We start from the raw sequence: 24,840 nt of genomic DNA on the forward strand, positions 1-24,840 counted from the left end.
TGTAAATTTTAATTGCTAGCTTTTTCCGAAGGGATGAGCATAAGATCTCTTTGTCTTTGATTTACATATCTAAACCCGTCCTCTCCCCAGAAACCTGCCTCTTCCAGCATGATCCTGATACTTTTACCCCATTCGTCCAGCTCAACTTCTGTATTTAGCTCGATGGCATAAACCGTATTTTCATATAGCGGATAATCGCCCGTTCCCGGTACACCACCTTGTTGATCCCACATCCCTATAGTTGGTCCCGCAGAGTGACCGTATAATCCTAACGGATGAGTATATATGGATGCTTTCAAACCCTGATCTTTTGCTTCCGCCAGACTTTTACTTAATATCTCATTTCCGGTTTGAGAAGTTTCAAAATTAGAGGTCAGGATATCCTGCAATTGATTTCCCTTTTGAAAAGCCTCCACCAGAAAATCAGGAGCCTTGGTCTCTTCAGCCTTTAGAACGTAAGCCATTTGCTGGCAATCTGTATTTAACCTTAAATAAGTTATTCCGAAATCGCAATGCAAAAGATCTCCATGTAAGATCACATCGCTTCCATTCTCGTCTGAAAACGCAGTAATATGATCTATCAGCTCTTCATTGGTACGCTGGATATCTACAGTTGGATGAAACCATGTTTCAAGTCCAAGTTCTGTAACTTTCTGTCTCATCCACCAAACTACATCATCTGTAGTGGTAATACCCGGCTCGATCACGTTCTTACTGAATGCTTCCTCGATTATTGAATGAGTGGTTTCTACCAGTGAACTATAGATCACCATTTCCCTTAATGTCCTGGTCTCTATCCATCCCACGGCAAGGTCTTCCGCCGAAACAATCCTATCCTGAAAATCTTCCGGCAGAACTTGCATGAATTCATCATAATCTGTTTTGACAAGTCCATCGGCTATTCCAAAATTTTCTGAAATGTTCAATCCAATGCTTTCCGGATCTCTCTCCTTGATTATATCTATCAAGGCTTTCCATTGATCGGGCTGCTCTTCCTTATTCCATGCAGACTCTATATTATCGCCTATATTATACCTCGCGATGGCTAATTTTTCTATCGTATCTTCAGCATTGCTGCGATTAAAAACTAAAATTGTCCTTCTTCGGGCGTTTAGCCAGGTAGAAGGCAGCATAGTTCTTAGCACCGGATCTTCGTTATACTCCCGCGCGATGACTATCCACATATCAATTTCGGTTCTATCCATCAATTCGGGAAGAACCTGATTAAATCTTTCAGCTAAAATCTGATCTATTACTTTTGAGCGTTCGCGTTCGGCAAGTATCTGGCTTTGGGCTATAGTGGTAGATATTAGCACCAAAAGCATTAATATTTTTTTCATGTATCTGGGGTTTAACTCACCTTACTTTTTAGTGTATTTTCACGGTGAATTTTTCCGTTAGGAGTTTCTTCAAATTTTTCGATCAAATAGATCTTTTTAGGTTTCTCGTATTTGTCAAGAGATTTTAGTCCACCAAGAGATTTTTGCAGGTCATCCAGGGTTTCTTCCGAAAAATCATCTTCTACGAAAAGAACTAACTTTTCTCCCAAGGAATCATCTGGCATAGAAGTCACAAAAAACCTGTGATCCAGAACTTTATTCAGTTTTCTTTCAATTTCTTCGGGATATAATTTTATACCTCCAGAATTGATGACGTTATCAAATCTACCTTTCCAGATAAACTTTTTATAAGTAATGATCTCAACAACATCATTAGTGACAATCTCTTCATCCAAAATATTTGGTGCTTTTATGATAAGACAACCACGATCATCTTGCGAAATACTCACATTGGGTAATAACTTGAAAGACCTTGCAGATTTTCTCTTCTTGGTCGGATTCAATCTCCTGGCAGCAATATGACTGCAGGTTTCGGTCATCCCGTAAGTCTCATAAATCTTGGAATCTACATCAGTCAGCATTTTTGCAATCCTCGTTGAAACCACGCCACCACCAATGATCATCTTCTTTACCAGATGTAAGCGTGCAATAGAATTATCTAACTGAAAAGGCGTCATGGCAGAAAAGTCATAAACTTTAAAGACCTGGTCTAAAGGATTGGATGAAGGTGGGACGGTATCTAAATGCCAGCCCAAAAACATAGCTCGAACAAGCATCATTTTACCTGCAATATATTCTGCAGGCAAACACATTAATGCCGTAGTATGAGCCGGAAGTTTAAAAAATTTAGATGTGGCCAGGGCAGAATTTATCATATGCTGCTTTTCTAACCTTATTTTTTTCGGGGTTCCTGTAGAACCTGATGTACTAACTTCTATATAAGAAACCGGTTTTAGCCAATCCAATAAAAAACTACCGATTTGCTGTTCAAATGGCTCTCCTTCTTTAATATAACTGTAAGCGATATGTCTAAGCTCAGCATTATTAAAATGCTGCTTATTAAGCCTAAAATCAGGATGAGTTTCAGGTATTTTGTATTTGCCTGTCATACTTCAAACTAAGTTGATAAATAACTTAATACTGAAAGTTAACAAATTGCAATGAAATTCTTAAATAACTTCTGAAACATTTAGGATATCAGGTGCTAAGATAGAACTGAAATGTGTTGAAAACTTAGAAAGTGAATTTACTCAGGTTTTCGAAATCTTCAACATTCTCGGAGTTTAAGCGGTACTGGTAAAGGGCTTCCGGACCTATAACGTAAAGATGATCTTGTTTGATAATTAAATCGAATCCATCTACTGGAATTCCGCCAATCAAATCTGGCACGGCAGGAATTGTCACATCGAAAATACGAACCACACCTTCATCTGTCACTAATAAATTATCACCGTAGAGTCCTAAACCAATAGGCCGATCCATTTGAATGGTATTCAGCAATGTTGGATCCATCGGGTTTTCTACATCATAAATTTCCAGCTGATTCACGATTCCTTCACAGGTAACATTCGTATGCAAAGTTACATAGGCATAAGAACCGTCAGAAACCACAGGATCGCAACTTCTCACATGTTGCACCTCCGAAAGTTGTAAAGGAAATTCAGGATCTGAAATATCATAGATAAACATTCCCAGCCTGCTACCAACAAAAAGATTTTCTCCAAGACTATAAAGTGTCTCGATATCAAAACCTATATATTTTTCATTGACGAATTCGGGCTTATCACGATTACTAATATCAAAAATTCTTAAAGACTGATCGTCTACCGTATATAGATAATCTCCAGCCAGGGTAAATCTTGCCAGGGAACCACCAGTTCCGTCGCCTTTAGCATCGCCATTGGGACCCGTAGCATTATCTGTACTACAAGACATCAAAAATCCAAAAAACAAAAGAACAGCTAACTTTTTCATATCTCTTAATTTCTGGTTTGATAACCGATTATTATTTGATCTTCTTCCAGGTCAAAATCTTCGGCGAGAAATCCGTCTGGAGAATTCAGCCTTGGAAAAACATTCCGTTCGCGATGAACGATTTCAATAGAACCTAAATTGTAATGCATCGCAACCAGGTCTACTGCATGATGTACATAGATGGTATTATTTCTTATGGCGAGATCTGTGGCTAAAGGAATTTCTATAAAGGAAATATTTTCAGGGTTCTCGGGATCACGGTTATCCAGAACATGAAATCCTATATTCACTTCGTTGATATAAACCATATCACCGTTCACATAAATCTTCCCTGCTCTCTCTATTTCTCTGGGTCCACTAATAGCGATCGTACTTTCAAATGTTTCTCTATCTACCGTAACGGGTTCAAAAGCACTTTCAGCAGGATCTGTAGTCCAACGTCCCTCATTATTTCTATACAAGCAAGACTGAAGTATAAGACTTAAAAAAAACAGGAGCAGAATTTTCCTCATGATATGGTTAGTTTTAAATAAGATACAGAAAAACCAGATTGGTTGCGTGTTACCTATTTAAAATCAACCTAATAGATAAAATCATCATTATGAACAGGCTCAGGTTTTTCTACCTTTCCGAATAATTTCCCTTTCCAGTCTGTCCATTTATATTTTTTCGCCATTATAAATAAGAATAACGGATAAATTATCAAAACAGGAATAAGTACATCCCATCCTGCAGATGGTTCTGAAATGTCCTTGAAGATAGAATTGGTTTGAAAAGCAGTCCAGTCTGCAGTAACCAGTAATGCTGTTAAAAGGTTATTGGCGGCATGAAATCCAAGAGACAGCTCTATCCCTTCATCCATCAATGCCATAATTCCCAGCATGAAACCAGTTCCTATATAATAGATCATGATAATATTTCCCAGTTTGGTTACTTCAGGATTGAAAAAGTGTAACCCCCCAAAAACGACTGAAGTAATGATCAATGGTAACCAGCGATTTCGGCTTAAAACTCCAATCCCCTGCATTAAATAAGCCCGGAAGAAATACTCTTCAAAACTGGTTTGTAAAGGCACCATGACAACTGCAATTACAAATAAAATGAGAAATGGTATCAGGTCAAAATTCCATTGATAATCCTGCGGGTTTGAGTAATAATCTCCTATCGTGGTAAGTACTATAAAAATACTTACCAGTCCAAAGGCAAACCAGAATCTTCCCCAATCTATTTTTTCCCGTGAAGTAGTTAGAGATACCAATGTTTGCTTATGCACATTCTTTACAGCAACAAATAGAAAAACAAGAGCTACTGCAAAAGACAAAAGCATGAGGAACAAAAAGTAATTGGAATCTAGTGCAGTCATCATCTGACCTTCTGTAAGCGTCACTGCTTCTTCAACCCCTATTTCCATGAAAAGCGCAACAGTTAGCGGGATCTGACCAATAAACACACCTGCAATAACTATGATCACGCCAATAATATATCTCCAGAGGTCGTGTTTAAATTTGAAAGCTTGAGCTATAAACATTTTATATCAATAATTTATTTCCCACTTCTTTGTAGGGTTGTAACATATCTTTCCATTTTCGACTTCCAGAGGACTTTCAATATTATTGGTATATAAACTTCCAGTCCCAAGTCCTTGCGGTAAATTGGAATCTAAGGTGTAGGTGAATTGGGAGATAGCGTTTAATCCAATATTACTTTCCAGCGCACTGGTGATCCACCAATCTACATTATTTGCAACGCAAACCTCTATCCACTCCTCAGTTCCTTTAAAACCTCCAATTAAACTAGGCTTATAAATAGCATATTGAGGCTTTATTGTTTGTATGAGTTCTTCCTTATCTGTTACAGAAGTAACCCCAATTAGCTCTTCATCCAGTGCAATTGGCAAGGGTGTTTTTTTACATAGTTCTGCCATGGATTCAATCTGACCCTGCTTTATTGGCTGTTCTATGCTGTGAAGTTTAAACCTGGAAAGTATTTCAAGTTTGCTTAGTGCTTCTTCTGTACTAAATGCACCATTAGCATCAACTCTTAATTCAATTTCATCTTCTGAAAAGTTGTCCCGGATCGAACGAATAAGATCGACCTCCGTTTCAAAATCGATAGCTCCAATCTTCAGTTTAATGCAATTAAAACCAGCTTCGATCCTTTCTGAAATCTGCTCTTTCATGAAGCTTTTATCTCCCATCCAGATAAGTCCGTTTATTGGGATCGCATCTTTCCCCGTGGTAAAATCTGAAGGGAATAATTCAAAGGGATCTTCAGCTTCAAGACTTTTGAAGGCCATTTCCACACCAAATTGAATACTTGGAAATTCTCTGAGTTCTTCCCAGAGCATTTCTTTACCGATATTGATATTATTGCAAACCCATTTTAGTTTCTCTTCATAATCGGGGCGATCATCATAACTAAGACTTCTCAAAATTCCGCATTCTCCTATTCCGAAATTATCACCCTCAGAAATTTTTAGAAACCAGGTTTCTTTTTCAGTAAGAACGCCCCGCGATGTTCCGCTAGGGCGTTTAAAATTTAAAATATACTTTTTGTAAGATGCCGTCATTTATAGTTCTATAGATTCTCCAATGTCCAGTAACATTAGATCTTTCCCTTTCTCGTAAAATTTCTTTTTAGCTTCTTCATGATCAATTTCAATATAACCAAAGGTATCATAATGACAACCTATAATTTTATCGCATTCAATAAAATCACTGGCGATAATGGCATCATCCACGCCCATTGTAAAATTGTCACCGATTGGAAGTACAGCTATGTCTAGTTTGGTATGTAACGGAATTAATTTCATATCCATTGTCAAGGCCGTATCTCCGGCAATATAAATATTCTTATGTTCACCTTCAATCACAAAGCCTCCAGGCTGTCCTCCATAACTTCCGTCTGGAAATGAACTGGTATGGATAGCATTAACGTACTTAACTTTCCCAAATTCAAAGTCCCAGCTTCCGCCGTGATTCATAGGATGCACCTCAAAACCTTTCTCTTCATAATGATTTGCAATCTCAAAATTGCTTACGATCACTGCGCCGGTATTCTTGGCTATTGCTTCAGCATCCAGAATATGATCCTGGTGAGCATGAGTAAGCAAAATATAATCTGCTTTGAGATCTTTTATATCTACTTTATCTTTTGAAAGATCGTTTCCTGTAATAAAAGGATCTACAAGAACATTGATTTCTCCAATTTTCAGTGCCAGTGTATTCTGACCGTAAAAGGTAATTTCCATAATCTTATTTTTCGGTTTTCAATAAAAATAAGGATTCACGCAAAAATCTCTGAAAGCGTGAATATATAATTTTGTTAAACTTAATCGGAAACTTACCAGATGAGGCCCAATGCAAATAACAGGGAAATGGCAAATGTAGAAAGTGCGACTACTTTTAATTCAGGATCCAGTTTTCTTGAATCTTTATTGGTAACCACTCTTTTTAGATGAAGAAATAACGGAATGAAAGCGAATAAATAAATAAGATCGTTCAATTCAGAAGAATTGATTACTGAATAAACCAGTAAAAAGAATAAGGCTCCAAGAATTAAGAAATAATGATAATCCTTTCCTTTTTTATCACCCATTTTTACGATCAGAGTTATTTTCCCTGCTTTTTCATCTGAAATACGATCACGAAGATTGTTTAAATTAAGCACAGCCACACTTAAAAAACCAATAGCAATTGCTGGAAATATGCTGATTAATTCGTGATCATGGCTGTACAGGTAATAAGATCCGTATACCGAGACAAGTCCGAAAAACACGAAGACGAAAATATCGCCAAAGCCTTTATAACCATAGGCCGTATTTCCAACGGTATACTTAATGGCTGCGATAATCGCTCCAACACCTAAAAGAAAGAATACTAAGGCCGATAGTAATTTCTCACTTCCGAAAGAGGCATAGATCAAAAGCACCGCCAGCAATAATGTAGCTGATGCGGTGATCACCATGGCCAATTTCATATCCTTATGAGTGATCAATCCACTCTGAATCGCTCTTGCCGGCCCTATTCTATCTTCGTTATCTGTACCTTTTACCCCGTCACCATAATCATTGGCGAAATTGGATAAAATTTGAAGTCCGAGTGTAGTTCCTAAAGCCAGGCTAAAGATGGCAATATCAAAATAACCTTCAAAAGCGGCAATACTGCTTCCAACTAGAATTCCGGATATTGAAAGAGGTAGGGTTCTTAGCCTAGCGGCGTTTATCCATGATGAAATTCTACTCATTCTTAATTCATTATTTTTACTAGAAGTTCCTTTAAAAGGTCGCCCTGAGAAACATTAGTCGCCCCTACTCCTTTACTTTTTACATCTGTTTCCTGAAGCAGACTGATAGCCTGGCTCACCTTTTTCATCGGATAATTTCTGGCAGCCACAGCGTAATCACTAACAAAATATGGGCTTATTTTCAATTGTTTAGCAACAACTCCTTTTGACTTATCATTCAAGCCATGATATTGCAGTATCTGTGAAAAATAAGAGAACAAGAGCGAAATGGTAACAACCATCGGGTTGTCTTTTGGATTTTGAGAGAAATAATTAATAATTCTATGTGCCTTCAATGAATCTTTTTCCCCAATCGCCTTACGAAGCTCGAAATTGTTGAAATCCTTACTAATCCCGATATTCTCCTCAATTATTTCCGGGCTTATCGTAGTTCCCTGCGGACAGATCAGGCTTAATTTATCCAGTTCGTTGTCTATTTTCCCAAGATCGGTTCCCAGGAATTCTACAAGCATTTGAGAAGCTTTTGGAGAAATTGAATAACCTCTGCTTTTTAAATTTCCAGTGATCCAGCTTCCCACCTGGTTTTCATATAATCTTTTGCCTTCAAACAGAACTCCAGATTTATTAACCGCCTTATAAAGCTTTTTACGCTTATCTATTTTCTTGTATTTATAGCATACAACCAAAACCGTGGTTGGCTGAGGGTTTTCGGCATAATCAACTAGTTTTTCAATGGATCTGGAAAGATCCTGGGCTTCCTTGACGATCACCACCTGCCTTTCAGCCATCATCGGGTAACGCTTGGCATTGCTCACAATATCATCTATACTGGTATCTCTTCCGTAGATAAGCATTTGGTTAAAGCCACGCTCTTCTTCAGATAAAACATTTTCTTCAATAAAATCTGAGATTCTGTCTATGTAATAAGGCTCTTCGCCCATGAGGAAATAAATTGGCTTAATATTTCCTTTCTGAATATCGTTTACAATCTGTTTGGCTTCGTCCATGCGGAATTTTGCGGCGGTTTATGCTGAAAGAATTCTAAAAAAGTAAATTGCAAGCCTGTAATATTGTTTATTACTTTTGAAACATGCAAAAATTGAATTTCCCTCAATATTCATTTCGGTTCAAAAATAATCAAAATAAAATAGCTGTTTTTGATGATCTCAGGAAAAAATTCGTGATCCTTACCCCGGAAGAATGGGTACGCCAGAATTGCGTTCGCTTTTTGCAAATTGAAAAAAATTATCCGCTAAGTCTTATCAATGTGGAGAAGCAATTAAAGATCGCCGGATTGACCAAAAGATATGATATTGTGGTTTTTGAGCCCGACGGAAATATTCAGCTAATTGTGGAATGTAAGGCACCTAAAATAAAGATCAATCAGGATACTTTTGACCAGATCGCGAGATATAACCTGACGCTAAAGGCAAATTACCTTATGGTTACCAATGGGCTAGAACATTATTTTTGTAAAATGGATTATGAAAATGAAAACTATCTTTTCCTGAAAGATATTCCTGAATATTCCAGAGCATGAAAATAGCGGTAGTCATATTAAACTGGAACGGTAAGGAACTCCTAAAGCAATTTCTTCCATCGGTAATTCAGCATTCTAAAGAAGCCAAAATCTATGTCGCAGATAATGATTCGAGCGATGGTTCTTTAAAATTTCTTGAAACTGAATTTCCTGAAGTCACCATTATAGACAATAAAGTGAATGCTGGTTATGCCGGCGGATATAATCTAGCGCTGAAAAATGTACCTGAAGACATCCACATCTTATTAAACAGTGATGTTGAAGTTACAGAGAACTGGTTAAAACCTATTGCCGAAACTTTTTCGAAGGAGCCTGAAACAGCTGCCATTCAACCAAAGATCCTTGATTATAAAAAGAAAGATCATTTTGAATACGCTGGTGCAGCCGGCGGATATATTGATAAATATGGATACCCGTTTTGTAGAGGTCGAATTTTCCAGGAATTGGAAGAAGATCATGGACAGTATAATGAGGATGAATATATCTTCTGGGCAAGTGGAGCTTGCCTGGCAATTAGAAAAAATGCCTTTGCAGAAGTTGGTGGGTTAGATGAAGACTTTTTTGCGCACCAGGAGGAAATTGATCTTTGCTGGCGACTTTTAAATAAAGGTTATAAAATAAAATATGTGAGTGCTTCAAGGGTATTTCATGTTGGCGGTGCAACTTTAGAGCATCTAAATCCTAAAAAAACCTATTTCAATTTTAGAAACGGACTTTTTTTACTTCTGAAAAATGTAGAACCGGCTAAGCTTTTTTACATCCTTTTTATCAGAATGATATTGGATGGAATTGCTGCATTCAAGTTCATTTTTGATGGAAAATTCAATCACTTTTTTGCTATTTTAAAAGCACATGCCAGCTTCTACAGGCACTTCGGAAGAATGAGAAAAAAAAGACCGAAAGAATTCATTTTCAGGAAATACTATTTAATTTCTTCCGTTGTCTATGCACATTTTATTCAGAAAAAAAACAAGTTCAGTGAGCTTTAAAAATAATTAAAGAAGGAAATGTTAAAATAGCTTTCCACCTTATATTTTTTTTGATATTTTTGGCTCATCTAACAATTTAAAATTTAAGAAACGAGTTATGAGAAAAATCATGCTTTTGTCGGCAACAGCTGCCATTCTGCTATCTTCTTGTGTTTCACAGAAAAAATACAACGAACTGGAAGCCAAGCAAAGAGAAACACAAGATCAATTAAATACTGCAACAGTAAAATTGAATTCTTGTCTTGATGAGAAAGAGCGTCTAAACGGTCAAATTTCCAATCTAAATAATACCAACGCAGCCCTATTGAATAATGTGGGAGATCTTGCTACACTTTCTAAGAAAGAGGCTGAAAATATGGAACGTTCTCTAGAGAGCATCAAAGAAAAAGATCTTGCGATCCGTTCTATGCAGGATGCTATGAACAAAAAGGATTCTGTAACTCTTGCTCTTGTAACAAGTTTAAAAGGAGCTCTAGGAGATCTTAGCGATGAGGATATTGAAATTAATGTAGAAAAAGGTGTTGTTTACGTTTCTATTTCAGATAAATTATTATTTGATAGTGGTCGTTATAACATTACTTCACGTGCTAAAGAAGTTCTAGGTAAAGTTGCTACTGTTGTAAAAAACAAACCAAATATCGAATTTATGGTTGAAGGTCATACAGACAACAAGCCAATTAGCACTTCAATGTTCGAAGATAACTGGGATCTAAGTGTGAAAAGAGCTACTTCTGTAGTAAGAGTACTTCAAGACGAATTTGGAGTGGAACCAGCTCGTATGACTGCTGCAGGTAGAAGTTATTACATCCCTGTTGCTTCTAACGAAACTGCTGAAGGACGTGCTAAGAACAGAAGAACAAGAATCGTTGTTCTTCCTAAGCTAGATCAGTTCTACAGTATGATCGAAGAAGGAATGGAAAAAGCTACTTCTGGCGAAGAATAAGCAATCGATTTTATATTATCAGAAAAGCCTCGCAATTAGCGGGGCTTTTTTATTTTTAACACTTAAAATTCTAATAATCAGTATTTTATATTAATTTTAGCATACCAACCACCTAATTTTTGATGCTATGAAGAAGACAGATGTATACATCTGGTGTTGTGGTATGCTACTATTTTCCTTTGTATTGCAATCCTGCTCCAGGGAAGAAGCCATGCCTGAAAATCAAAATCACCAATTTCCTGCGGAACAAAAGACCAAAAACAAACAAGCGAACGAATATTTCTCAAAACCTGAGCCAGTCACATTTTCTTTAAGTGAACGATTTCAGAATGAAGCGTTGGTTGCTGAGCCTTGTGAAACCACTGACTTCGGAATCGTTCTATCAGGCTATTTTGAAAGCATTATGAACGACCCGGTTTTCGATTTCGACCTGCTTAACTATTACCTGGAACTCAATAGAAAATATGTCACCTTTTACATGGGCGACAATTATTATGGAGAGAATGGCGAATACAACCAGTTGGCCGCAAAAAGAATTCGGGAATTAGAAAAATTTTGGAATATAGACCGTGATATTTACCTGAATGGTCAACATACATCTTTATTGAATGATCGTGAGATCCTGGCAGATATGATAGAAAGTTTTGACAGGACGGTTAGAAATCGAACCGAAGCTTATCAAAAAGCTGACCTATTGTTGGAGCTGAATGAAACTTCATCTAATTTTCCTGAAAACCCATACTTCGCCTTTGATGGTTTTACAAGATCCAGTGGCTTACTGGTTATCGGAGACGGACTATTGCAAAGTATCATCGAAACTGGAATTGATGGAGACCTGGCCTTTACCGCGATTTTATCTCATGAGTGGTGGCACCAGGCACAATTTGAATATGCAGAAAGCTGGGATTTTTCAGATCAGCTGGCAGGTCCAGCTGAATTCTCAAGATATTCAGAACTAGAAGCTGATTATGCTGCTGCTTATTACTTAACCCATAAAAGAGGAGCGACATTTAACTGGAAAAGAATAGAAGAATATTTTAAACTCTCCTTCAATGTTGGCGACTGTTTAACTGAAAGCATGGATCATCATGGCACTCCAACTCAAAGGTTACTTGCTGCACAGTTAGGTTACGAACTGGCAGATACCGCTCATAAAAAAGGTGCTATTCTGGAGCCATCTCAAGTTCATTATGCCTTTTTGGAAGATTACTACGATATCATCAAATAAAAAAAAGCCCTCAAAAAGAGGGCTTCTATTATTATTTATATGAATCTATGACTTTAAAAAGTCGAGTAGAATCTTATTGAATTCAGCAGTATGGGTTAGTATTAATCCATGTGGTGCTTCTTCGATCACGTGATAATCGCTATTTGCAATGATATCCGCACTTTTCTTTCCTGAAATTTCAATGGGTACAATTTGATCTGCATCACCATGCACAACCAGAGTAGGAATATCGAATTTCTTCAAGTCTTCTCTAAAATCTGTCTGTCCGAAGGAATCTATACACTCCAAAGTTGCATTTGGAGAGGCTTTACAGGCTATAGACCAATAATAATCTGCCATTTCCTGACTAATCCTGTCTCCAACCTTTTCAAAATTGACAAATTGCTTACCAAATCCTTGCAAGAACGCCGGTCGATCTTTTCTGATCTCCTTTTTAAATCCATCAAAAACTTCCTGCTCCAGACCTTCCGGGTTATCGTCTGTCTTGAGCATTAAAGGGGGTACTGCAGAAATCAGTGCAGCTTTTGATAGATTAGCCGTTCCATATTTACCAATATATCTGGCCACTTCTCCACCACCCATAGAAAAACCAACAATGGTAACTTCAGAAAGCCCGAGATTGGTAATAATGTCATTAAGATCCTGTGCTAAACTATCGTAATCATAGTTTGTCCAGGGTTTGTCGCTATCTCCAAAACCTCTTCGGTCATAAGCAATACATCTAAAACCGGCTTCTACGATCTCGTTGACCTGATATTCCCACATACGATGACTTAAAGGCCAACCGTGAATTAAAATCACAGGCTTTCCTTCACCGTAATCTTCATAAAATAGATTAATATTCTTTCCTTTTTCCTTACTGGAAGTTTCAATATAACTCATAACATTCATTTTTTATTTAAAGTATGAATGTTACAGGTCATTAGAAAATATGAGTATAACTTTAGTACGTAATTAACGGGGAATAATGAAATTTTCAGAATCCTTTTACATTATATCAATAGTCCCCTTGCCTTCTCGAATAACTTCAGGTTCGGGAGTGGTGAGGTCTATTACCGTTGAAGGAATGTTATCTCCATAACCGCCATCGATGACAATATCAACCAGATTATCCCATTTCTCCTTAATAAGCTCAGGATCTGTACCGTATTCCAATACCTCGTCGTCATCACGAATGGAAGTAGATACAATAGGATTTCCGAGACCGCTCACAATCGCTTTACAAATATTATTATCTGGGATCCTGATCCCTACAGTTTTCTTCTTTTTAAAAACATTTGGAAGATTATTCCCGCCTGGAAGAATAAAAGTATAAGGCCCCGGCAAGGTTCTTTTAAGAATCTTGAAAGTCGCCGTATCAATTTGCTTCACATAATCTGAAAGATTGCTTAAGTCTTCACAAACAAAAGAGAAATTAGCTTTTTCCAGTTTCACCTTTTTTATCTGTGCGATCTTTTCTAATGCAGAAACATTGGTAATATCACAACCCAATCCATAAATAGTATCGGTAGGATAAATGATGAGACCTCCGTTTCTTAAGGTGTCAACTACTTTTTTAATGTGTTTTGGAGCCGGGTTCTCGTCGTAAATGCGCAGTAATTCAGCCATAATCGAATATTTAACTCTTATTGATAATAATCTTTCTGAATTTTCAGCAAGACCTATTTTACATTCTCAACCTCACTTTCAAGTTTCAGGACTTTTGCTCCATCTTCCTGTTCAATATATAATGCCTTATTACCTTCTTCACCTTCCCTGGTAATATCACTTCCATCAATTTGTTTGGTAACCTTTTTCGTGTAACTGGAAATCACTTTTCCTTTAGCAGTTCCGTTTCCCCATTTCCATTTTACTGTACTTCCTTCTCGTATCATCTTTTTTCTCTTCAAGATAAAAAATATAAGTCATATTTTCATCCAGAAATACGTTGAAGCCATTGAATTTACAGGATTTTTAACAATTGGGAATTTTTGGCAGCATTTAGATTTGGGACAAAAAAAGAGATCCTTAATAAGGATCTCTAAAAAACTGTGTTTTTGTTTGGTTCTTGAGTTATATTAAAGGTAGGGCTCTAATTTTTTCTCTGAGCTAATATATGTAAAAAATACATTCTTGCAAATATCTGACTATGAAAGTATTTTCAGCTTAGCGAAACGAAGCAATAATTTTTTAATGCCACCCTGATCAAAATCTATCTCGGCTTTTTTATCCTGCCCTGCTCCTTCTAACTTCAGAACTTTACCTTTTCCAAAACGCATGTGCTCAACTTCGGTTCCTTCTGAAAGGTCTAAATTATTCCTGGCTTTTGTAGGTTCTGTCGCCGCTGGTTTTAATTTTCTCAGTTTACGTAATTGCTCTTCTGAAGGTTTATGAGCGGGCGGTGGAGTTCCACTTTTTGGCTTATTCTGCCTAAGTTTACTTTTATCCACCTCATCCCCGAATATATCGGTATCTATTAATGGTTTGTATTTATAATCATCCTGAGGTACCATAAGATCAAGATACTGATCATCTATTTCCTCAATAAATCTACTTGGTTCCGCATCTACTAATTTTCCCCATCGATACCTGGATAGCGTATAGGTTAGATATGCCTGCTTTTCTGCACGCGTAAGCGCCACATAGAACAATCTACGTTCTTCTTCAAGTTCGCTCCTGGTATTCATACTCATCGCTGATGGGAAAAGATCTTCTTCCATTCCCACGATATATACATATGGGAATTCCAGACCTTTGGCCAGGTGAATGGTCATTAGAGCCACCCTGTCTTCATCACCGGTATCCTTATCCAGATCTGTGGCCAGGGCAACATCTTCCAGGAATTCTGAAAGTGATCCGGTTGCATCAGCCAGTTCTTTCTGACCTTCCACAAAATCACGAATACCGTTTAAAAGTTCTTCAATATTTTCAATTCTCGCGATACCTTCCGGAGTTCCATCCTTTTTTAATTCCTGAACTAATCCAGTTTTTTTGGTAACAGTTTCAGCGATTTGGAAAGCGTCACTGGTTTCGTTCATGATCCCGAAACTACGGATCATATTAACGAAATTCTCCAGTTTTGTCTGGGTTCCTCGATTGATCTTCAGATCTAATTTATCGAGGTTCTGAATAACTTCAAAAATAGATCGGTTGTGTTGATTTGCTGCGATGGCAAGCCTATCCATGGTAGTTTGCCCGATCCCGCGAGAAGGATAATTTATGACTCTTTTTAGAGCTTCCTCATCTTTAGGATTCAGGATAAGTCTTAAATAAGAAAGAACGTCCTTGATCTCCTTACGCTGATAAAATGAAAGACCTCCGTAGATTCTGTAAGGAATGTCTTTTTTCCTTAAAGCATCTTCCATTGCCCTACTCTGAGCATTGGTTCTATATAAGATCGCAAAATCTCCATTATCCATCTGGTTCTGCATCTTATTCTCAAAAATAGAACTGGCCACATATCTTCCCTCTTCACCATCGGTAAGCAACCTGTTCACAATGATCTTTGGTCCGTCATCATTCGCTGTCCAAACGATCTTATCCAGCTTGGTTTTATTTTTGTCGATTATTGAGTTTGCAGCATTTACAATATTCTTGGAAGACCTGTAATTCTGCTCCAGGCGATACATCTGGACATTATCATAATCTTTCTGGAAATTTAAAATGTTGTTAATGTTCGCCCCTCTAAATGCATAGATACTTTGTGCATCATCCCCAACAACACATATATTCTGAAACTTATCTGATAATGCTCTTACGATAAGATACTGTGAGTGGTTCGTATCCTGATACTCATCCACCAGGATGTATTTAAATCTACTTTGATATTTATGTAATACTTCTGGAAAACGGTTTAAAAGTTCATTGGTCTTTAGCAGAAGATCGTCAAAATCCATCGCCCCGGCCTTGAAACATCTATCTACATAAGCTTTATAGATCTCACCTAAACGAGGTTTTTTAGACATGGCATCAGCCTCCTGAAGTTCCCCATTCTGAAAATAAGCCTTTACAGTTATAAGACTGTTCTTATAGGAGGAAATTCGATTATATACCTGTTTGTATTTATAGACATCTTTATCCAGCCTCATTTCCTTTATGATGGCCCTTATGACACTGTGAGAGTCCTGGGTATCGTAAATGGTGAAGTTAGAGGGATAACCAAGTTTGTCTGCTTCAAATCTTAAGATCTTGGCAAAAACCGAGTGAAATGTTCCCATCCAGAGGTTCTTTGCTTCACTGCTTCCAACGATCTTAGAGATACGTTGCTTCATCTCTCTCGCGGCCTTATTGGTAAAGGTTAGCGAAAGAATATTAAAAGCATCGACACCCTGATTCATAAGATAAGCGATCCTGTAGGTAAGCACACGAGTTTTACCAGAGCCTGCTCCGGCAATTACGATCATGGGCCCATCTTTTTGCAGCACCGGAGCCCTCTGTGCATCATTCAATTCAGCTAAATAAGCTTCCAAATTTTCTCCGTTTTTTAAAAGCTGAAAGGTAACCAAAATGGTCAAAAAAGGAAACCTGACGGCAGGCGTTTTTTAAACAATTAAGATTAATGCTAAGTTCAAAGGATTATAATTTAATATCTTTAAAATCCTAAATCAAAAGATTCCCGAAGTATCTATGAAAAAAATGATTTTCGCTTTCCTTATCATGCTTACCTGTCAGGTTAATTCTCAGGAAGCTGAGCCAGGAAATGTAATTACCAGTTACGGTAAAACTTTCGACGTAAAATCTCCAGAATTCAAAACCGATACTACCTCTGTTCTGAAAGTTGTTTTTGATGTTGACAGACCATTTAAAGCTTCAGAACCAAATGCCTTGATAGAAACAGCAGCAAGATTTCTGAATATGCACGAAAAAGCGGGAGTTAATCCTCGAAATATGAAAGTCGCTTTGGTGATTCACGGAAAAGCAGTTAAGGATGTTTTAAAAGATGAATATTATCAGGATACTTATACTGAAGAAACTTCTAATCCTAATTCAGGTTTAATTAAAGAACTAGCCAATAATGGAGTTGAAATAATTCTATGCGGACAGAGTGCTGCATTTTACAAAGTGACCAGAGAGAAAGCAATGGATGAAGTGAAATATTCTTTGTCTGCAATGACCGCCCTGGTGCAGCTTCAGAATGATGGTTACCAGCTAATAAAATTTTAAAAAACTATGAGAAATTATTTGATTTTCGCCGGAATATTTATTTCCTGTTTTGCACAGGCACAGAATAATATTCCTACTGAAGCTTTTGACAATATTGAAGATAAGGTAATAGAATGGCGTAGAGATTTTCATCAAACCCCTGAACTTTCTAACAGGGAATTCAAAACCGCTGAAAAAATAGCCAAACATTTAAATTCTCTGGGAATCGAAACCAAAACTGGTGTTGGAAAAACTGGTGTGGTAGGTATTCTCAAAGGTAATAACCTTGGAAAAACGATCGCATTAAGAGCCGATATTGATGCCTTACCGGTAACCGAGAATAATGACCTTCCATTCAAATCTGAAGTGAAAACAGAATTTCTAGGAGCAAAAACCGGTGTAATGCATGCCTGCGGACATGATACTCATACTGCTATCTTAATGGGAGTTGCTGAAATACTTTCAGAAAATAAGGATAAGATCAATGGAACGGTGAAATTCATATTTCAACCTGCCGAGGAAGGTCCTCCACCAGGTGAAGAAGGAGGCGCAGCCTTGATGATCAAAGAGGGAGTTCTTCAAAATCCGGATGTAGATGCGATTTTCGGTCTTCACATCAACGCGGCAACACCTGTAGGTACGATCAAATATAAGCCTGAAGGAACTATGGCAGCGGTTGAAAGATTTGTGATCAACGTAAAAGGTAAACAGGCTCATGGTTCTGCTCCATGGAGTGGTGTTGATCCTATTTTGATCTCAGCCAAGATTATTGATGGCTTACAAACCATCATTAGTAGAAATGCTGAATTAACTGAATCGGCTGCTGTTATTACGGTTGGGAAGATCACGAGCGGAGTACGTTTTAATATTATTCCTGAAACTGCTGAAATGATAGGTACAGTAAGAACTTTAGACCCTAATAACAAAAAACTGATCCTTTCGAGAATGAGAGAAATGGTGCCTGCAATCGCAGCCGCATACGGCGGTGAAGCCACAATCGAAATTCAGAATAATACAGCGATCACCTTTAATGATCCGGAGTTAACACAGCAAATGCTTCCAAGCCTGAAAGCTGTAGCCGGAGAAGAAAATGTGAATTTAATGAAAGCCACAACCGGTGGAGAGGATTTCTCTTTCTTTCAGGAGAAAGTTCCGGGATTCTATTTTTTTCTAGGAGGGATGCCAGAGGGCGCTGAACCTACGAGACACCACACCCCCGATTTCTTTATCGACGAAAGCGGTTTGTTGCTTGGAGTAGAGACTATGACACAGTTAACGCTAGACTATCTAAATCAGAAATAATGAGTGAAGTTTTGGAGTTCATCGGGCAGATCCCGTGGTGGGGCTGGCTGTTGTTCGTATTGTTATTAATTGGAATTTCTGATGTTTTCTTCAACAGGAAACATACTATAAAGCATAATTTTCCAGTAGTTGGCCATTTGCGTTATTTTCTCGAAGGTATAGGGCCCGAATTAAGGCAATATATCGTCGCCAATAACAGGGAAGAATTACCATTTAATCGGCGGGAACGTGGCTGGATCTATGCTTCAGCTAAAAATGTGAACAATTACGAAGGTTTTGGAACCGATCAGGATATTTTCTCCACACATTATATTTTTATCAATAATGCGCTTCTGCCATTGAAGCTTCCGGAGGATCACCCTAATCAGAAAAATTCAGGCTTGATCCCCTGTGCAAAGGTTATGGGTGGTTGGAATAAGAGAAAAAGGCCTTTCAGACCTGCTTCCATAATCAATGTCTCCGCGATGAGCTATGGATCACTTTCAGCAAAAGCTATTGAATCTCTGAACGAAGGCTGTAAACTTTCAGGAGCCTACCATAATACGGGTGAAGGCGGACTTTCTTCATATCATAAAAAAGGAGCTGACGTGGTATTCCAGATCGGTACAGGATATTTCGGCGTACGTGATGAAGATGGAAACTTCTCCATGGAAAAAATGGTTCAACTGGTTAAGGAAAATCCTCAGGTTCGAGCAATCGAATTAAAATTATCTCAGGGAGCTAAACCTGGAAAAGGAGGTGTTCTTCCTGCCGCTAAGATATCCAAAGAAATCTCTGAAATTCGAGGTGTACCAATGGATAAGGATGTGATCTCACCGGCTTATCATTCTGCATTTAATTCTGTAGAAGAAATGGTTGAGTTCGTAGAGAAGATCGCTGCAGCTACCGGGCTTCCTGTTGGAATTAAATCGGCAGTAGGACAGTTGAAGGATTGGAAAAAACTGGCTAAGATCATGCAGGAAAAAGATCATGGCCCTGATTTTATAAGTATTGACGGCGGTGAAGGCGGTACCGGCGCTGCGCCTCCAAGTTTTGCAGATCATGTTTCGCTACCCTGGATCTATGCATTTACTGATGTCTATAAAATCTTTCAAAAATATGAATTGACAGACAGAATTGTATTTGTAGCCTCAGGAAAACTTGGTTTTCCGGCAAAGGCTGCCATGGCTTTCGCTTTAGGTGCAGATTGCATCAACGTTGCCCGGGAAGCAATGATGAGCATTGGCTGTATCCAGGCACAAAGTTGCCATACCAACACCTGTCCAACTGGAGTTGCCACGCAGAACAAATGGCTTCAGTCTGGGATAAACGTTAATGATAAAGCCATGCGGACTAATTTCTATTTCGTGAAATTTAGAAAAGAACTATTGCAGATTAGCCACGCCTGCGGATATGAACATCCATGCCAGTTCACCACAGACGATGTAGACATCAACCTCAGCGACAAGAATCTGGCAAAAACTCTGGCCACTACTTTTTCTTACCATAAAGATGAAGTAAATTTCGGCTCTGTAAAAGAACTTGTAGAGTGTGCGCATTTAGGCGGAAACCTGAATCTGGAACATCTACAGAAAACAGAAAAAGCAATAGACTAAACATTATTTCCCGATGAACGAATCTGATATTCTTGATCTACTCTACGCTCTTCTACCTGCGATTATCGTTGGACTGATCTCATTCTATTTTTTTAATTCCTATTCCAAGAATGAAGAAAATAGAAGACGATTTTTATTGCTGCGAGAAAAGCAAAAAACAGCTTTACCTATCAGGTTACAGGCTTATGAAAGACTGGCGCTTTTGCTGGAAAGAGTGTCACCGGGAAAAATATTGTTCAGAGTGCAGCCAACTTCAGAAGATGCTGAATCTTATGCCACTTTACTTATTGCGAATATAGAGCAGGAATTTGAACATAACCTTGCACAACAGATCTATGTTACCAATGAATGCTGGGACTATATCAAAACAGCCAAAAATGCTACAATTACGATGATTAGAAAAGCAGTCGCTACGGAAGATGTAAGTACTTCAGACCAGCTAAGAGAAGTAATTTTAAAGTCGCTTATGGACAAACAGCCTCCCACAGATGCAGCCCTTTCTTACATCAAGAAAGAGGTTAAAAACCTAGCTTAAACCAGGAAGATTTAGCCGCCTTTTTCTCCATTTCCTTTTTCTCGGCATATTCATAACCTTGCTGCCACCATTCGGTCATGGCTTTCTTATTAAAAACTAAAGAGTTTTCTGTAAGTTTTGTAGGTGTATAATAGATGTTCAGCTTAACCTTTTTGTTCATCGCAGCAAGTTTACCTTCCACAATGTCATGATATTCCACCTGATCCAGTAAAAACCCGAAAAGATTTACCATCAGAGAAAATGGATTTTTTCCAAGGATCTTATTGTATTCCATATTTTCAGCTTCAAGGATGATCGCGTCAACTTCTGTAGCGCCCCTTTTAATAGCTTCTCTAATAGGCACCACGCATCCCAGACCTCCATCGGCATACTCAAATCCATCTTTTTGCGCGAGACTCATAAATGGAATGTAATTACAACTAATCCAGATCCAGTCGCAAAAGTCATCATATTCAAATTCATGAATTGATTTGTACTCTACCCTGTTCTTGGAAAGATTTGAAACGGTCACTACAACATCTTTCACCTTATTCTTCAATTCGGTAAAATCCTGGTGCGAAAAATTTCTCCTGATATTTCTTCTCAGAGCTTTACTTTCTCCAAAGGTTCTACGCTGGCGAATGAACTGCCAAATGGTATTCAGGTAATTAATAGTCACATATTCCCTACCGTCCTTTTTCTTAACGATAAACGGATTAATGCTGAAAATCTTCCGTTGATTTACATTGGTATAAATGTCGTAGACCTTCTGAATATTGCCTGCAGCAAGATGAGGAATAAGAAGACTTCCGGTAGATGTTCCCAGGTAAAGATCGTAATTACGTTTTTTCTCCTGGATAAGATATTGAGCAACTCCGCCGGCAAAAGCGCCTTTGCTTCCTCCTCCAGATATTACTAATGCTCGCATTAAGGTTCAATTTGGTTCAACTCTTTATTTCTATGTTTTGCGAATTCATAGCCGCTTTCCCACCAGGCCTTCATCTTCTCTTCATCAAAAATAAGAGAATTAGTGGTCAAAATACTTGGGGTATAATAAAAATTAAGCACTGCATCCTTATTAGCTGCTGAAAATTTACCAATCCTGATATTCTGCGTTTCGATGCGATCTAACATAAAAGCGAACAAATTAGTGATAAGAGAAAACACATTCTTTGAAGGCATCCTGTTAAAATAGGTCACTTCGGTCTGTAAAATAATGGCGTCAACTTCAGTGGCTCCTCTCTTGATGGCTTCTTCAATTGGAACCATGGAACCAAGGCCGCCGTCTGCATATTCACATCCATTTTTTTTAACCAGGCTCATAAAAGGGGTATAATTACAGGAGATCCAGATCCATTCTATAAAATCCTCATATTCATAATCTTTAATGGACTTATATTCAACCTCATTCAGGGAAAGGTTTGATACTGTAACTACGATATCTTTTGGGCCCGCTTTTAACTCTTCAAATTCTTCCTTGGTAAAGGTTTCCTTTAGAAGTTTTTTGAGATTCAGACTTTCCCCAAATGTTTTCTTACCCTTTAGAAAATTGAGCAAAACATTAAAATGATTGATAGTGATGTTCTCGTACCCATGTTTCTTTTTGATAAGGAATGGTCTATTACTAAAGATGCTGGATTGATTTACTGATGTAAAAACCTTTTTTACTTTCTCCGCTTTCCCTAAAGCCATATGTGCGATAAGCAAACTTCCCGTAGAAGTCCCAATGAACATGTCGTAATCTTTCTTAAGCTCTTCGGTAAGATACTGGGCTACTCCACCCGCAAATGCACCCTTACTGCCTCCTCCTGAAATTACAAGCGCGCGCATATTACCCGTTGATTTTTGATCTTAGATAAGCAGTCTCTTTTTCAGCCATTTCTGCTGAAACCTCTTCCAGCTTCAACCTATACTCATAGTTGTCAAGCAGTTCAGTAAGCAATTGTCTGCAATAATCTCTGAACCTATATGCATGATGTTGAGTACCCTTAATTAAACTTTCGAGGCTTTTCTCATTAAATGCTCCCAACTGAAATAAGTAACTAAAAGCATTTTCCCTTATTTGAAAAGGTTCTGAGGGATAAGTATATCCTGCAAGTTTTTCGTAGTGATCCTGGGTAAGTTCTGGGTCAAATTCTGGTGTAACCAGGTTAAGGGTAAGCCAAAGCATTTCTACATTCTTATTATAGAAGCCATCCACACCTTTCATCTTTTGCAGGTATTTCTCTCTCTCATCAGGAAATTGCTCCCAAAGTTTGAATAACGCTGCTTCCTTGGTCAAATACGACTCATCATCCAGCAGAGATTCAAAATCACTTTTTAAACTTTCAGGAATATCTTCCATGCTACTGGCGATTGCCTGTCTCACGAAAATATTATTAGTGTCGAAAGCTAGTTTGTAAAGTCTATTTGTTTCAGGCGATTGAATTCCTGCTAATTGATTTACAGCCTCCTGACCTATATAATCATTAACCGGAAATTTTAAAGCACTTTCCAGAAACTCTATTTTCTGGTCTAATGGAGTTTCACGCAAAGCAGCAATATTCAAATAATTGACAATAAACTCAGAACGCTTTAATGATTCCAGAGACTGATTTGCCTTAAAAGCAGATTGCTGAAGCCAGTCTTTTACGAATTGGGAAAGGTCCATTCCCGAAGCAGCTTCAATTTCCGCTATAAAATTATCAGTCTCTACATTCTGAAATTTATAAAGTTCCAGATAATTCTTCACGCCATCTTTAAAGGCCTCATCTCCTACCCTTTCTCTTAAAATATGTAATGCCCAGGCTCCTTTCTGGTAAAATGTGGTTGAACTTGCTTTAGAATTTAACAAAGCCTGGCCTTTGCCAGAATCGCTTAATTTCTTCAGTGTTTCAGCCGTTTCATATAATTTCCAGTAATAATAATCTTCTCCAAAGATCTCTTTTTCTACTAATAAGGCGTAATAAGTTGCAAAGCCTTCGTGCAGCCAGTGATGCTTTCCTTCTTTTTCAGTTACCAAGTCGCCAAACCATTGATGAGCCAGCTCATGCGCATTTACGTTTACGTAATTCCGGTCTTTAAAACCGATGGAATCTGTTAGAAAAGATGCCGAAAAGATTGTCGTCCCAGTGTTCTCCATACCTCCATATAGGAAATCAAGAACAGGAATCTGTTTATAATTCTGCCATGGATAAGGAACTCCGATCTCATTTTCAAGGAAATCGAACATTTCTACGCTATACCTGTAGGTTGCATCTGCAAAAAGAGAATCCTCTGGCCTGTAATGAAGTTGAATCTCATCTCCCGATGAAGATTGCAAAATTTTAGAATCAAATTTCCCGGCTGCAAAACCAACGAGATAGCTACTCATTGGGTTTTTCATATCATAGCTCCATCTCTGGATACTGTCAATGGCTAATTCTGAATTCAGCAATACTCCATTGGCAATTAATTGGTATCCTTTTGGAAATTCATAGCTAATATCAAATTCCAGCTTCTCAGTCATGTTATCGATACTAGGCAACCAATTAGATGTGTATTTACCCTGTCCCTGAGTCCAGACCTGTTTCTTTGAGTTTTCAGCTTCCGGCAAATCCCAATTAATGAAATACATTCCTGAAGTTGGCTGAGCAGAATAACGGAAAGTTAATTTTCGCTCTTTTGAAGGTAGAAATTCTTCTATTACATAAATACCATTTTCATCCGAATAAAAATTAACAGGATTTTCATCCAGCCATACATCGGTGAATTGCATTTTTTTTCCATCTATGAATAAAGTATCCTCCTGAGCCAGAACTTCAAAACTGAAATTTACATCACCTCTTACCTCACCAGATTCCGGTGAAATTTTTACCATCGCTTCAAGTTTATTAAAATCAAAAGTTTCGGTTTTAGAAACTCCAGTTTCCTGAGCCGTTAAGACAATTGAACAGAAAGTAAGCAGGAGAGCAAGTATATTTCGCATGTATGATTGAAGAATAACACCTGCAAAATACGAAAATGGCCCTTCAATACATAAAAAATAAGGTTTAAACGTCTTCTAACGGGAGTGGCGCTTCAAAAATCAA

At 37.9% G+C, this 24,840-nt stretch carries 24 protein-coding genes; 8 read left to right on the plus strand and 16 right to left on the minus strand.

Annotation, left to right across the window (positions count from 1 at the left end; all coding sequences use genetic code 11):
* Window positions 1-8 precede the first annotated feature (8 nt).
* The 9 genes from RE431_RS09335 to holA form a co-directional block, all read right to left on the minus strand.
* Window positions 9-1,340, minus strand: coding sequence for a M24 family metallopeptidase (locus tag RE431_RS09335; protein ID WP_309561716.1), 1,332 nt, complete (start codon window positions 1,338-1,340; stop codon window positions 9-11).
* Between the two features lie 11 nt (window positions 1,341-1,351).
* Window positions 1,352-2,449: an AMP-binding protein gene (locus tag RE431_RS09340; protein ID WP_309561717.1), complete on the minus strand. Its 1,098-nt coding sequence runs from the start codon at window positions 2,447-2,449 to the stop codon at window positions 1,352-1,354.
* A 124-nt stretch (window positions 2,450-2,573) separates the two neighbouring features.
* Window positions 2,574-3,314 carry an LVIVD repeat-containing protein gene (locus RE431_RS09345; protein WP_309561718.1) on the minus strand — a complete coding sequence of 247 codons (741 nt, stop codon included), beginning with the start codon at window positions 3,312-3,314 and terminating at the stop codon, window positions 2,574-2,576.
* 5 nt (window positions 3,315-3,319) lie between these two features.
* Window positions 3,320-3,826 carry an LVIVD repeat-containing protein gene (locus RE431_RS09350; RefSeq protein ID WP_309561719.1) on the minus strand — a complete coding sequence of 169 codons (507 nt, stop codon included), beginning with the start codon at window positions 3,824-3,826 and terminating at the stop codon, window positions 3,320-3,322.
* Between the two features lie 68 nt (window positions 3,827-3,894).
* Window positions 3,895-4,842, minus strand: a complete 948-nt coding sequence (locus RE431_RS09355; RefSeq protein WP_309561720.1) for a CPBP family intramembrane glutamic endopeptidase — start codon at window positions 4,840-4,842, stop codon at window positions 3,895-3,897.
* Between the two features lie 6 nt (window positions 4,843-4,848).
* Window positions 4,849-5,883, minus strand: a complete 1,035-nt coding sequence (locus RE431_RS09360) for an o-succinylbenzoate synthase (RefSeq protein ID WP_309561721.1) — start codon at window positions 5,881-5,883, stop codon at window positions 4,849-4,851.
* Window positions 5,884-6,564 (minus strand): metal-dependent hydrolase, encoded by a 681-nt coding sequence (locus RE431_RS09365; protein WP_309561722.1) that lies wholly within the window; start codon window positions 6,562-6,564, stop codon window positions 5,884-5,886.
* Between the two features lie 92 nt (window positions 6,565-6,656).
* A complete protein-coding gene (menA, locus tag RE431_RS09370; protein WP_309561723.1) occupies window positions 6,657-7,559 on the minus strand; it encodes a 1,4-dihydroxy-2-naphthoate octaprenyltransferase in 903 nt (300 codons plus the stop codon).
* Between the two features lie 2 nt (window positions 7,560-7,561).
* The gene (holA, locus tag RE431_RS09375) at window positions 7,562-8,566 is read right to left on the minus strand and encodes a DNA polymerase III subunit delta (RefSeq protein WP_309561724.1); all 1,005 of its coding nucleotides are present in this window, start codon (window positions 8,564-8,566) and stop codon (window positions 7,562-7,564) included.
* An 83-nt stretch (window positions 8,567-8,649) separates the two neighbouring features.
* Here holA and RE431_RS09380 point away from each other — a divergent pair, with 83 nt between their 5' ends.
* From RE431_RS09380 to RE431_RS09395, 4 genes are all read left to right on the plus strand, one after another.
* A complete protein-coding gene (locus RE431_RS09380; RefSeq protein ID WP_309561725.1) occupies window positions 8,650-9,099 on the plus strand; it encodes a type I restriction enzyme HsdR N-terminal domain-containing protein in 450 nt (149 codons plus the stop codon).
* Entirely contained in the window at window positions 9,096-10,088 is a 993-nt protein-coding gene (locus RE431_RS09385) for a glycosyltransferase (protein ID WP_309561726.1), read from the plus strand. Before RE431_RS09380 ends, RE431_RS09385 begins: the two co-directional genes overlap by 4 nt.
* A gap of 97 nt (window positions 10,089-10,185) precedes the next feature.
* Window positions 10,186-11,031 carry an OmpA/MotB family protein gene (locus RE431_RS09390; RefSeq protein ID WP_309561727.1) on the plus strand — a complete coding sequence of 282 codons (846 nt, stop codon included), beginning with the start codon at window positions 10,186-10,188 and terminating at the stop codon, window positions 11,029-11,031.
* A 127-nt stretch (window positions 11,032-11,158) separates the two neighbouring features.
* Window positions 11,159-12,259, plus strand: a complete 1,101-nt coding sequence (locus tag RE431_RS09395; RefSeq protein WP_309561728.1) for a neutral zinc metallopeptidase — start codon at window positions 11,159-11,161, stop codon at window positions 12,257-12,259.
* 45 nt (window positions 12,260-12,304) lie between these two features.
* On the opposite strand, the gene RE431_RS09400 is transcribed toward RE431_RS09395, so the two are convergent.
* The 4 genes from RE431_RS09400 to RE431_RS09415 all read right to left on the minus strand — a co-directional run bounded on the left by RE431_RS09400 (window position 12,305) and on the right by RE431_RS09415 (window position 16,707).
* Window positions 12,305-13,141: an alpha/beta fold hydrolase gene (locus tag RE431_RS09400; protein WP_309561729.1), complete on the minus strand. Its 837-nt coding sequence runs from the start codon at window positions 13,139-13,141 to the stop codon at window positions 12,305-12,307.
* Window positions 13,142-13,246: 105 nt separating this feature from the next.
* A complete protein-coding gene (locus RE431_RS09405; protein ID WP_309561730.1) occupies window positions 13,247-13,867 on the minus strand; it encodes an L-threonylcarbamoyladenylate synthase in 621 nt (206 codons plus the stop codon).
* A gap of 53 nt (window positions 13,868-13,920) precedes the next feature.
* Complete coding sequence (locus RE431_RS09410) at window positions 13,921-14,133, minus strand: hypervirulence associated TUDOR domain-containing protein (protein ID WP_309561731.1); 213 nt, start codon at window positions 14,131-14,133, stop codon at window positions 13,921-13,923.
* A gap of 252 nt (window positions 14,134-14,385) precedes the next feature.
* Entirely contained in the window at window positions 14,386-16,707 is a 2,322-nt protein-coding gene (locus RE431_RS09415; protein WP_309561732.1) for an ATP-dependent helicase, read from the minus strand.
* A 157-nt stretch (window positions 16,708-16,864) separates the two neighbouring features.
* On the opposite strand from RE431_RS09415, the gene RE431_RS09420 reads away from it, so the two are divergent.
* From RE431_RS09420 to RE431_RS09435, 4 genes are read left to right on the plus strand one after another with little or no spacing between them, the layout of a single operon-like run.
* A complete protein-coding gene (locus RE431_RS09420; RefSeq protein WP_309561733.1) occupies window positions 16,865-17,401 on the plus strand; it encodes a DsrE family protein in 537 nt (178 codons plus the stop codon).
* Between the two features lie 6 nt (window positions 17,402-17,407).
* Window positions 17,408-18,682, plus strand: coding sequence for an amidohydrolase (locus RE431_RS09425; protein WP_309561734.1), 1,275 nt, complete (start codon window positions 17,408-17,410; stop codon window positions 18,680-18,682).
* Window positions 18,682-20,277 (plus strand): FMN-binding glutamate synthase family protein, encoded by a 1,596-nt coding sequence (locus tag RE431_RS09430; RefSeq protein ID WP_309561735.1) that lies wholly within the window; start codon window positions 18,682-18,684, stop codon window positions 20,275-20,277. Before RE431_RS09425 ends, RE431_RS09430 begins: the two co-directional genes overlap by 1 nt.
* Window positions 20,278-20,290: 13 nt before the next feature.
* Window positions 20,291-20,812 carry a DUF7935 family protein gene (locus RE431_RS09435; protein ID WP_309561736.1) on the plus strand — a complete coding sequence of 174 codons (522 nt, stop codon included), beginning with the start codon at window positions 20,291-20,293 and terminating at the stop codon, window positions 20,810-20,812.
* Here the strand turns inward: RE431_RS09435 and RE431_RS09440 are convergent.
* From RE431_RS09440 to RE431_RS09450, 3 genes are read right to left on the minus strand one after another with little or no spacing between them, the layout of a single operon-like run.
* Entirely contained in the window at window positions 20,796-21,719 is a 924-nt protein-coding gene (locus tag RE431_RS09440; protein WP_309561737.1) for a patatin-like phospholipase family protein, read from the minus strand. The genes RE431_RS09435 and RE431_RS09440 overlap by 17 nt on opposite strands.
* Window positions 21,719-22,621 carry a patatin-like phospholipase family protein gene (locus RE431_RS09445; RefSeq protein WP_309561738.1) on the minus strand — a complete coding sequence of 301 codons (903 nt, stop codon included), beginning with the start codon at window positions 22,619-22,621 and terminating at the stop codon, window positions 21,719-21,721. The genes RE431_RS09440 and RE431_RS09445 overlap by 1 nt, the downstream gene beginning before the upstream one ends.
* 1 nt (window position 22,622) lies before the next feature.
* The gene (locus tag RE431_RS09450; RefSeq protein WP_309561739.1) at window positions 22,623-24,737 is read right to left on the minus strand and encodes a M1 family metallopeptidase; all 2,115 of its coding nucleotides are present in this window, start codon (window positions 24,735-24,737) and stop codon (window positions 22,623-22,625) included.
* Window positions 24,738-24,840 lie beyond the last annotated feature (103 nt).

The sequence above is a fragment of the Christiangramia sediminicola genome, assembly GCF_031344135.1.
Lineage (GTDB): Bacteria > Bacteroidota > Bacteroidia > Flavobacteriales > Flavobacteriaceae > Christiangramia > Christiangramia sediminicola.

What these genes read in the sequence shown, in the direction of transcription:
- RE431_RS09335 (WP_309561716.1), bottom strand. Translation starts at nt 1,340, where the DNA reads ATGAAAAAAATATTAATGCTTTTGGTGCTAATATCTACCACTATAGCC.
- RE431_RS09340 (WP_309561717.1), bottom strand. Translation starts at nt 2,449, where the DNA reads ATGACAGGCAAATACAAAATACCTGAAACTCATCCTGATTTTAGGCTT.
- RE431_RS09345 (WP_309561718.1), bottom strand. Translation starts at nt 3,314, where the DNA reads ATGAAAAAGTTAGCTGTTCTTTTGTTTTTTGGATTTTTGATGTCTTGT.
- RE431_RS09350 (WP_309561719.1), bottom strand. Translation starts at nt 3,826, where the DNA reads ATGAGGAAAATTCTGCTCCTGTTTTTTTTAAGTCTTATACTTCAGTCT.
- RE431_RS09355 (WP_309561720.1), bottom strand. Translation starts at nt 4,842, where the DNA reads ATGTTTATAGCTCAAGCTTTCAAATTTAAACACGACCTCTGGAGATAT.
- RE431_RS09360 (WP_309561721.1), bottom strand. Translation starts at nt 5,883, where the DNA reads ATGACGGCATCTTACAAAAAGTATATTTTAAATTTTAAACGCCCTAGC.
- RE431_RS09365 (WP_309561722.1), bottom strand. Translation starts at nt 6,564, where the DNA reads ATGGAAATTACCTTTTACGGTCAGAATACACTGGCACTGAAAATTGGA.
- menA (WP_309561723.1), bottom strand. Translation starts at nt 7,559, where the DNA reads ATGAGTAGAATTTCATCATGGATAAACGCCGCTAGGCTAAGAACCCTA.
- holA (WP_309561724.1), bottom strand. Translation starts at nt 8,566, where the DNA reads ATGGACGAAGCCAAACAGATTGTAAACGATATTCAGAAAGGAAATATT.
- RE431_RS09380 (WP_309561725.1), top strand. Translation starts at nt 8,650, where the DNA reads ATGCAAAAATTGAATTTCCCTCAATATTCATTTCGGTTCAAAAATAAT.
- RE431_RS09385 (WP_309561726.1), top strand. Translation starts at nt 9,096, where the DNA reads ATGAAAATAGCGGTAGTCATATTAAACTGGAACGGTAAGGAACTCCTA.
- RE431_RS09390 (WP_309561727.1), top strand. Translation starts at nt 10,186, where the DNA reads ATGAGAAAAATCATGCTTTTGTCGGCAACAGCTGCCATTCTGCTATCT.
- RE431_RS09395 (WP_309561728.1), top strand. Translation starts at nt 11,159, where the DNA reads ATGAAGAAGACAGATGTATACATCTGGTGTTGTGGTATGCTACTATTT.
- RE431_RS09400 (WP_309561729.1), bottom strand. Translation starts at nt 13,141, where the DNA reads ATGAGTTATATTGAAACTTCCAGTAAGGAAAAAGGAAAGAATATTAAT.
- RE431_RS09405 (WP_309561730.1), bottom strand. Translation starts at nt 13,867, where the DNA reads ATGGCTGAATTACTGCGCATTTACGACGAGAACCCGGCTCCAAAACAC.
- RE431_RS09410 (WP_309561731.1), bottom strand. Translation starts at nt 14,133, where the DNA reads ATGATACGAGAAGGAAGTACAGTAAAATGGAAATGGGGAAACGGAACT.
- RE431_RS09420 (WP_309561733.1), top strand. Translation starts at nt 16,865, where the DNA reads ATGAAAAAAATGATTTTCGCTTTCCTTATCATGCTTACCTGTCAGGTT.
- RE431_RS09425 (WP_309561734.1), top strand. Translation starts at nt 17,408, where the DNA reads ATGAGAAATTATTTGATTTTCGCCGGAATATTTATTTCCTGTTTTGCA.
- RE431_RS09430 (WP_309561735.1), top strand. Translation starts at nt 18,682, where the DNA reads ATGAGTGAAGTTTTGGAGTTCATCGGGCAGATCCCGTGGTGGGGCTGG.
- RE431_RS09435 (WP_309561736.1), top strand. Translation starts at nt 20,291, where the DNA reads ATGAACGAATCTGATATTCTTGATCTACTCTACGCTCTTCTACCTGCG.
- RE431_RS09440 (WP_309561737.1), bottom strand. Translation starts at nt 21,719, where the DNA reads ATGCGAGCATTAGTAATATCTGGAGGAGGAAGCAAAGGCGCTTTTGCC.
- RE431_RS09445 (WP_309561738.1), bottom strand. Translation starts at nt 22,621, where the DNA reads ATGCGCGCGCTTGTAATTTCAGGAGGAGGCAGTAAGGGTGCATTTGCG.
- RE431_RS09450 (WP_309561739.1), bottom strand. Translation starts at nt 24,737, where the DNA reads ATGCGAAATATACTTGCTCTCCTGCTTACTTTCTGTTCAATTGTCTTA.